General features: G+C 53.2%; 10 protein-coding genes. 1 reads left to right on the forward strand and 9 read right to left on the reverse strand.

From position 1 onward, the window contains the following. The first annotated feature begins 13 nt into the window (after positions 1–13). Entirely contained in the window at positions 14–1,690 is a 1,677-nt protein-coding gene (locus tag DWV16_RS10655) for a recombinase family protein (RefSeq protein WP_019727566.1), read from the forward strand. Positions 1,691–1,738: 48 nt separating this feature from the next. Here DWV16_RS10655 and DWV16_RS10660 read toward each other — a convergent pair whose 3' ends face one another. The 9 genes from DWV16_RS10660 to DWV16_RS10700 all read right to left on the reverse strand — a co-directional run. Beyond that, a complete protein-coding gene (locus DWV16_RS10660; protein WP_118479123.1) occupies positions 1,739–1,951 on the reverse strand; it encodes a recombinase TnpX in 213 nt (70 codons plus the stop codon). A gap of 131 nt (positions 1,952–2,082) precedes the next feature. Then, positions 2,083–2,337 (reverse strand): DUF6870 family protein, encoded by a 255-nt coding sequence (locus tag DWV16_RS10665; protein ID WP_118479125.1) that lies wholly within the window; start codon positions 2,335–2,337, stop codon positions 2,083–2,085. 218 nt (positions 2,338–2,555) lie between these two features. Further along, complete coding sequence (locus DWV16_RS10670; RefSeq protein WP_118479127.1) at positions 2,556–3,053, reverse strand: hypothetical protein; 498 nt, start codon at positions 3,051–3,053, stop codon at positions 2,556–2,558. Between the two features lie 224 nt (positions 3,054–3,277). After that, positions 3,278–3,718, reverse strand: coding sequence for a DUF6431 domain-containing protein (locus DWV16_RS10675; RefSeq protein WP_147349455.1), 441 nt, complete (start codon positions 3,716–3,718; stop codon positions 3,278–3,280). A gap of 138 nt (positions 3,719–3,856) precedes the next feature. Next, positions 3,857–4,195: a helix-turn-helix domain-containing protein gene (locus DWV16_RS10680; protein ID WP_158572847.1), complete on the reverse strand. Its 339-nt coding sequence runs from the start codon at positions 4,193–4,195 to the stop codon at positions 3,857–3,859. A gap of 176 nt (positions 4,196–4,371) precedes the next feature. Then, positions 4,372–5,334, reverse strand: coding sequence for a DUF6744 family protein (locus DWV16_RS10685; protein ID WP_118479133.1), 963 nt, complete (start codon positions 5,332–5,334; stop codon positions 4,372–4,374). A gap of 19 nt (positions 5,335–5,353) precedes the next feature. Continuing rightward, the gene (locus tag DWV16_RS10690) at positions 5,354–6,436 is read right to left on the reverse strand and encodes a DUF3854 domain-containing protein (protein ID WP_118479135.1); all 1,083 of its coding nucleotides are present in this window, start codon (positions 6,434–6,436) and stop codon (positions 5,354–5,356) included. A gap of 31 nt (positions 6,437–6,467) precedes the next feature. After that, entirely contained in the window at positions 6,468–8,321 is a 1,854-nt protein-coding gene (locus tag DWV16_RS10695; protein ID WP_118479137.1) for an AAA family ATPase, read from the reverse strand. An 11-nt stretch (positions 8,322–8,332) separates the two neighbouring features. Next, positions 8,333–9,038: Rad52/Rad22 family DNA repair protein (locus DWV16_RS10700; RefSeq protein WP_243007311.1), on the reverse strand; the 706-nt coding region annotated here is incomplete at its 5' end.

A 9,038-nucleotide genomic window follows, 5' to 3' on the forward strand; every position in this document is an offset into this window, starting at 1 on the left:
AAAGGAGGACAAAATGTTACAGACAGACAAGATTACCGCTTTATATTGCAGATTGAGCCAGGAAGATATGCAGGCCGGGGAAAGCGAGAGCATACAGAACCAAAAGATGATTTTACAAAAGTATGCTGACGAACACCACTTTTTCAACACGCGCTTTTTCGTAGACGACGGATTTTCCGGCGTGAGCTTTGAGCGTGAGGGGCTTCAAGCCATGCTGCACGAAGTTGAAGCCGGGAACGTGGCGACCGTCATAACAAAAGACCTCTCCCGTCTGGGACGTAATTATCTGAAAACCGGGGAGCTGATAGAGATTGTTTTTCCCGAATATGAAGTGCGCTACATTGCCATTAACGACGGTGTAGACACAGCAAGGGAAGATAACGAGTTTACCCCTCTGCGGAACTGGTTCAACGAGTTTTACGCCCGCGACACTTCAAAGAAAATCCGGGCTGTCAAACAGGCAAAGGCGCAGAAAGGCGAGCGCGTCAACGGGCAAGTGCCTTATGGGTACATAGCTGACCCCAACGACCGCAATCATCTATTGCCCGACCCGGAAACGGCGCACATTGTAAAACAGATTTTCGCTATGTATGTGCGCGGCGACCGTATCTGCGAAATCCAGAACTGGCTACGGGAACATGAGGTATTGACTGTTGCAGAATTGCAGTACAGGCGCACAGGAAGCCACAGGCACCCCCGCCCACACCCGAATTGTATTTACAACTGGCCGGATAAGACGCTCTATGACATTCTGGCGCGTAAAGAGTATTTGGGGCATACCATTACAGGCAAGAGCTATAAGGTATCTTACAAATCGAAAAAGACGAAGAAGAACCCGGAGGAAAAGCGTTACTTCTTCCCCAACACACACGAACCCTTGATTGATGAAGAAACCTTTGAGCTTGCACAGAAACGGATTGCCACCAAACACCGCCCTACAAAGGTTGATGAAATTGACATTTTTTCGGGGCTTCTCTTTTGCGGGGACTGCGGCTATAAAATGTATCTGCAACAGGGAGCCGGGACACTGGAACGCAAACACGCCTACACTTGCGGCAAGTATCGAAACAGGATAAGGACTGGCGAGCTTTGCACTACCCATTATATCCGAAAGAGCGTCCTTAAAGAACTTGTCCTTGCCGATTTACAAAGGGTATTGTCCTATGTGAAAGAGCATGAACAGGAGTTTATCGAAACCGCCAACGAGTGCAGCGCAAAGGCAGTACAAAAGACGCTGACGCAGCAACGGAAAGAGCTTGACAAGGCGCAGAGCCGGATTAGCGAGCTGAATATCTTGTTCCGCAAGCTCTATGAGGACAACGCTTTAGGGAAACTTTCAGATGAACAATTTGCTTTTCTGACTTCCGGCTATGACGAAGAAAAAAAGACGCTGACCCGGAGGATTGCGGAACTGTCACAGGAAATTGACAACGCCACCGAGCGCAGCGCGGACGTGAAAAGGTTTGTCGCACTGGTACGCAAATACACCGCCATTACCGAACTGACCTACGAAAACGTCCATGAATTTATTGACCGCATTCTTATTCACGAACTGGATAAGGAAACGAACACCCGCAAAATCGAAATCTTTTATAGCTTTGTCGGCAGAGTTGATACAGGCGACAAGCCTACTGAAAGTATCTCCTATTTCAGACAGATTGGAGCCGACGTAAAGAGTTATGCTATCTAACATACATCAAAAAGAGGTAAGATAACACCCTCTGCAAAAAAGGTTACGTTATCTTACCTCAACAAAATTAGAACCAGTGTAGCCGTCATCTACTCGTATTTCATGTAAACAGATATCGGCTCTGTCCTTGATAAAAGCCAGAGCCAACTCTCTTTGATTGGTAATGCTGTCGCTGTCCCGTTTGTTTCCTATTTCCTTATCTTCGTCCTCCTTGGAAAGACGAAGATAAATGTCAGCATTCCAAATTTTTTTCGCGTTCATTCAATCACTCCCATATGCGTTTTCAGTATACGCACATGAAAGCGGAAGCCATATTATGTCCTAGCTATAAAATAGCATGGTTTTTTTAATATGTCCAGCCCCTTTCAGCGCGTATATCTCAAGTGTGTTTTTCAGATCGCTGATGAAAAGTAGTGAATGAGCCTTTCCTGCAAGGAAGGGCTGTTTTCATCAAATTTGACTCTGACAACCACCTGTCCGCATCGAAAGCAATAGGGGTTCTTGATCTGCTCCACATACTGTAAAATTCTTTCTTCCTTTGGCAAGGAAGGATCAATTTGGACAGCCTGCATATCGGTTAAAAGTTCTTTGTCAACAGTTTCCACATTGGTAAGCTTCATTGCTTCCAACTGTTCCATTGTGAGCATGGGTCGCCACCTCCTGCCGTCTTTGTTCCAATATATGGGCTGTCCCGAAAAAATATGCCTGCCAGTGACAAGCATAAAAGAAAGACCTTCGAGGTCTATTCCCCCTCGAAAGTCTTTCTTTACAAATACAAATTACCACATCTGAAAGCGAATGGCAAGCCCTAAAGCGTTGTAAATAAGCTGTATCTTTGTTGTAGTAGCGTTGTATGGGTGCCTCTTTATTTCAACAGACCCAGCTTTTGAAGCGCGCCGTACTTTGCGGCAAGAGCCTTTACAGCTTCGTCACGGTACTTCATCAGCGTTTTGAAGGTGACCCCGCGCAGGTCCTGCAGTTCGCGCCAAGTATAGCCCTCGAAATAATAGTCCCGGAGAATGGACGCCTGGTGTGCCGCCAAGCCGTCTATATAAAAGTCAAGACGGCGAAGCGTATCTTCAATCCAATCAATTCGGGAAGTGATCTCAAACAGGGCCTGTGCCTTTTGTTCCTGATGCCTTTGCCGATAATTCAAAGCGATGGACACGGTTTTATCTGAAACGTCGCCGCTGTCCACCCGTTCCCCTGATCCTGTGGCAAAGGTCATAGACTCGATGGTCTCGTCCTCGGATAGTTTCTCCAGTTGTTCCTGCTCATAAAGCAGCATTTTGCGCTCCTGTTCAAGCGCATTGTGGCTTTTCAATAGTTCTATCACATATTTTTTTACATCCGTCTGTTCCAAATCCTCACCCTCCCTGTTTCCGGCCCCTCGCACAGCCTCACAGAATTGTCAATTCTACAAATCCCCACAAACAAAAAGAAACGCCTGTATTGATGCCGCCCAATGGTATAGCGGCGTGAAATACAAGCCTTGCTTCTGTCGGGTGGCTGTATCGACCGCCTAATTTCACGGTTGATCGGATAAAATCTCCGCGTTACAGCCATTATATTTTGTTTTTAGAGGACTTAACAGAGAAAACGGGTTGCTTTCTCCCAAACCTGCGCCTTGACAAGCTGCATGACCAAAAGGGAAAGCCAACCACGCTTGGATCTGCCGTTCTGCCTGGCAAAATGGAGTGAGGAAACGCTGGAAGATTTCTGAAAGACGGTGGATTTCCTTTCCAGCGGTTTGAAAAGCGCTTCAAACCATCTTTGAAATGTCCGTATTGTCTGATCGTAACAGGGCACACAGGTAAGATCCCCGCTTATTGCAGCTTCAATGACCTGAGCCTCATACCGTTTGTAGGGAACCATAAAGACAGGCAGTTCATGGTGAATCCGGCCGCACCGGCGGCAAAGGAGACGGCGCAGCAGATAAGTATGCCGGACGCCGTCCATGCCGGTGGACGACCGCTTGCGCCACCCATTACGACGCAATTCGCTGCTGCAGTGCGGGCAACGGTGCATTTCCTCACTCCAAAGCAAAAATAACTGCCGCCTTGCATTGGCAAGGCCCTGTAGCGCGCGGTGATTACCATAAACGATCCCTCCCCTTTTTTATAAAAAAACAGGAGCTGTACAGCATTCACACTGCTTGGCTCCCGCTCATTTATTGTTTTGACTTTTTTCGACAATCGCTTCCACAGTAATGGATAGAAAACGCTGCTCCAGCTCAGAACAGGATTTTATCTGTGCCGCAAGGCTGCGATAATCTGGTGATGTCAAATCACTGTCTACTCCCAACAAAAAAGCATTGGGGGTCGTTTCCAGCGCCCGAGCCAAGCTGACGATAGTTTCCACGCTGGGGACTGATTTCCCGTTTTCGATGTTGGAAATATGGGTCTTGCTCAAGGCCACCATCTGCCCCAGCTGCTCCTGTCCGATGCCCAAAAAGCGCCTGCGAGCTCCAATCCGGTTTCCGATTTTTCTATAATCAATCCCCACATTTCTCACCACCTTGTTGCTTTAATGGTATCAAATTATATTGAAAATTGAAATAAATCATAAAAATACTAATATCTTTATAATTCACTTTTGACAAAATATTATACAAAAAGAGCCGCCACGTTTTATCGTGACGGCTCTTTCGCTTGGGACCACGGCCTTGGCCGTTCATCCCTTCACGCGGCTTTTTGCAGTTCAATGCTCCGGACGCGGGAGGCCAGTTCCTGCGAGAATGTCCGCAGGATTGTAAACTCCGAATTGAGGTCGTCCAGCTGACGGTTCAAAATCTCCTCGTACTCTCGCTTTTTCGCCTCCAGCGCGTCAATTTTCAGAATCCAGCGGTTCATGATCGACGGGCTCTGGCTGCCGGAGGAAATCAGGTGCTGCGCGCGCTCCTGATATTCCTCGATTTCCTTGCGGACATTGTTGTAGAACTCCGCCGCCATTTCCCTGCGCTGCTTCTCATCATCCATGACGTACATGGAGTTGACGACCAGCGGCGAGGTGTGTTGGTTGTGGGTATTGAGCGCTTCGATGAAGTCCTCAAACAGGGAAACCTCGTGCATATGGCTGCGGGGGACAAAATAGAGGCGCCCGTGGATCGAGATTTTCAGCGCCTGCATCCGGTCGAGAAAATTGTTGGTCAGCGTTTCGATCTGCTTGCGGCCCACGCACTGCTGGTACCGCTCATACAACCGCTGCGCCTCTTCGCAGTAGGGATAGGGATTGATGACGGGATCGAACGCCAGATTATCGTAGGAAAAGAGGCCGAGCCCGGTGTTGAGGGAAAGGTTGGCCAGCTTGGCGTATTGGTTGGTGGTGGCGTCCAGCGTTTCCTTCACCAGCTCGCGGCTGATGATTTCACCCTGCCGCTCGTTGTCGCGGCAAAAGACCCTGTAGATCTGCATCTGATCCACCACCCGGCCCTTGATGTCGCCGGTGGCGCAGCGGAAGGCGTTGGCGTCGGAGGGGCGGGGGGCGGAGATATTCTCCAGCCCCATCGCCTCACAAATTTGCTGTAAATCCTCCCGGTACACCAGGATGTTGGACAGGGAGAAGTAAACAAACTTGCCCAGCACCTGCGCGTTTTCGCCGGTAACGGCCATCAGGTCGCTCATCTTAGAAATATTGTTTGCCATGAAAGTTCCTCCTTCGTCGTTAAGCTGCGGCTTTGTTCTTTCGGTAGAGCAGGTAGTCGTCAATCCCCTTGTAGGCGGGGTCCCATAGAAAGGTCTCGCAGGGGACGGACAGCTGCTCCGTCACGGTACGGCGCATTTTTTGGAGCGCCTTTGCCACTTCGGAGTTGCCCAGCAGATCCATGTCGTAGCAAACCAGAATCTTTTCCGGGGTAAGCCCCTTGAGCGTGTCCACAAGATACTCGGTGCTGTTAACGCCCGGGACGCAGACAAACAGCGCCTCGCCCCGCAGGAAGCTGGCGGCGTCGCCTTTCAGCCCGCCCTCTGTAATGCAGACGGTGGTTTTGGAGGGATCGCCGGTGACGTGCACCCAGCTGTAAGCGCGGGCGCCGTTTTCAAAGACCGGACGCCCCTGCTTGTCGCGGTAATCGGGGTTGCTGGATATCCAGCGGTATTTCCCTTTGGAGGCGTCATCCAGACGGATCTGCAATCCCTGGATATATCCATCTTTGGTCAGCACCGGGATTAGAAACCCCTCTTTTCCCCAAAGGCTCCATTCCCCGTCGCGGGTGAAGAAGCCAGGGACGCCGGACAGGTCGTGTGTTTTCGCCAGTTCACAGGCAATGTCCCGGCGCGCCCGCCAGTCGTCGGGCATGGTGCGGTACATATTCTCTCCGATCCGTTCCCTGGACAGCCCGCGTTCCAGCAGGTTTCGCAGATGCGCGGGGGAAAGTCCCAGCATCCGCAGCAGGTCGTAATAAACGTCGTGCCGCCGCTCCAACGGAGCCAGATTGGTGACCGCCGTGCGGACGGGGCGCTGCGGCTTTTGATAAAACCGCAGCACCGAATCCTGCATCAGCTCCCGGAACGCTTCCCGGTTGGTCAGATGGTGTACCCTCGCATAGAGTGTGACCGCGTTTCCGCGCGCCCCGCATTTCTTGCAGTGCCATTGGTTGTGCTCGGTGTTGAGGTACAGGTGGTTATGCCGGGCATGACAGAAAGGGCAGTAGCCTTCCACTTCCACGCGGTCGAGGGTTTTTGGGTTCAGTTCGATCCCGCAGCGATGCGCCACCGGCAAAATGGGGATTTCCACATAGTCCGGCATAGAGTCACCTGCCTTTCGGTAGGGCGCGGGTTTATGCGGCTTTGCTTACCTGTGGCCGGTCGGGTTCCGAAAATTCCTTCACACAAAGCGGCGCGTTTGGCACAACGCGGGCGAGGAAGGTTTGTCCGGTGGGTCTGGGGATTCCGGCAACGCTTTCGCTGTCGTCGATGAACATGGGGTAATTCCGTCCGGTGAGCTGTTTGATCAATTCCGCAACGCTGACGCCCGCCAAAAGCTTCTCCGAACGGGAAAGGCGTTTGTAATCCCTTCCCTGGTAGGTGAACTTAAAACAGTCCTTGACCTCCCCGGTGGTTTTGAACACCTCAAAGAGCCGCACCCGGACCTCTCCGGCGGACAGCTTTTCAAAGGTCATCTCCGCACGGCGGGAGGCGTAGTCGGCGACCGCGGCGAGCAGCAATTCCTTGGATTTGATCTGCGCTTCTATCTCAGCAATCTTTTCTTTTGTGGTATCGGTCTGTCCGCGGTATACCGCCTGCTGCGCGTCAAAATCCGCCTGCGCCTGCTGTTGCTGCTTTTGCAGGGCGGCGAGCCGGTCGGATTCCTCCTGTGTCAGCCCGCAAAGCGCGATTTGCTCCTGAAGTTCCTGAGTCGCGGCCCTTGCCTGCCGCAAAGCGGCCTGATGGGATTCCACCTCCGCGGCATAGCTCTGCTTCGCCGCTTCAAGACTTTGCCGAAGCTGGGAGATCCGGGCGGTGTGCTTGGCGGCGTCCTCCTTTTGGAACTGTTCAAAGGCTTCCAGAGCCTTTTTGTCCAACTCCTTCAAATCGGCCAGCTGGCTTTTCAGGCCCACGCCCCGGGTGACGATTTCGCTCAGCTGAGGGGCCAGCTCTTTTTTAACCGACTCCAAATGCTGTTCGGTCAGCCCGGTGAAGCAAACGGGGCATTTCGTGCCCGGCTTTACATGGGCGGCGAGGGCGCTGATCCTTTTGTGCTCGGCATATGCGGCGTTCAGCGCGGCGGTGGTGTCCGCAATCGCTTGGGTAAATTTACTTCCGTATGCCTTGGCTCTCGTGCGTTCCAGCGCCAGTTCGCAGTCGCGCAGCTCCTGTTCCTGCCCGGCGGTTGCGGGCAGGGCCGGCTTATCGGACAGGATCTCGTTTTCCCTTGCCACTGCTTCATCCAGCTTTGCCTGAAGCGCGGACGCGCCGCCGGTCTTTTTGGCCTCCAATGCGGCGATCTCCGGTTCAAGGGCGCCAAGCGTCACCTTCAGGAGGTTAAGCGCCTGGGCGGTTTCCCTGCGCTGGGTCATCAGCAGCGAGGCTTGCCCTTCCAGGGCGATGATATTCTCTTTGCTCTCCCGGATGTCGGCGCGCAGTTCCTTCATGTAGTTTTCCGGTGCCAAAATGTCTTTCCCGGATAAAAGCCGCTTGTTGAACTCGCTCATGCCCTCCATCGCCGCTTCCTGCGGGACAAAGGGCAGGTGTTTTTCCAGCAGCGCCTTGCCGCCGTCCCCCATTTTCTCAATGAAGTAGAGGGGATTAAAGATCGACAGGAAGACGTCCCTTTCACCGAACAGATCGGTCAAATCCTGCTGGCGGATGTTGTAATCGTCATAGGAAATGCTCATCCGATCCTTTTTCCGGCTTCGCACCAGTTCATGGGATGCGCCGGCGGCGTCCTCCAACGTGACGCGCACCTCGATATCGGGGTTTTGCTCGTTGTACAGGCGGTCGATCCTGCCCTCCCCATAAAAAGTCGTGCCGGTGAAGGCGAAGGCGATGGCGTCCGCGATGCTGGATTTCCCGACATGATTTGCGCCGGTGATCATGGTCAGGCCGCCGAATGCGAAGCTTTGTCGTGCGTCGAAACACTTGAATCCCGAAAGGGTGAGGCCGCGTATGCGAAAACCGGTTACTTTGTCCATTCAGCTTCCTCCTATGCCGCAATTTCATATCCTTGCATGATGTTGATGGTCGTGCCCTCCGCGGCCCCCGGTACTTTTGCCAGCTTCACGTTGCGCAGGCAGATGCCATCCGCGATATCGGGGTGTTCCCCCTGCAGATAGGCGACCACCTCCGGCCCCTTTTGAGCGGGGACCAGGCTGAGGACAAATCCGCTGCCGCTTTTGAAGCGCTGGGGCTGTGCCTTTTTCACCGCATAGTCAAACTGGAGCGGCGGCGGGCTTGTCTTCGCGGCTTTCGGCGCTGCCGCCGGCTGCCCGTCCGGTGCGGCCGCGTCCGGCGGCATGGAAGCGCGCTGGTGTGCAGTCGCCTTGGGCGGCGCCTGCCCCGTCAGGGTAAAGACCATCTTTTCGTAGGTGCTGTCCAGCCGCGCGTACTCGCTGTCCACGATGTACTTGCCGTCCTTGAGCGAGACCCAGACACCTTCCAGAGAATAGAGGTAGCGACCGATGCCCCACATGACGGCGGCGCGTTTGAAGCTGTCCGAGATCCCGCCCTTAATGGGCTCGATATCGGTGTTCTCCGCCCCGTCGCACTTATCGACCCACTCGCCGCGTTCCTTCATGTAGATGGAGAGGGTGCAAAGCTGCGACGCCTTCTTGTCGCTCTGGTGCCACGCCTGATAGGAGGAGCGCCAGCTGAACGGCCCCACGACCGCGTCGAGCCGGTACTGGATCCCC

The sequence above is a fragment of the Anaerotruncus sp. AF02-27 genome, assembly GCF_003465835.1.
Taxonomy (GTDB): Bacteria; Bacillota; Clostridia; order Oscillospirales; family Ruminococcaceae; genus Anaerotruncus; species Anaerotruncus rubiinfantis.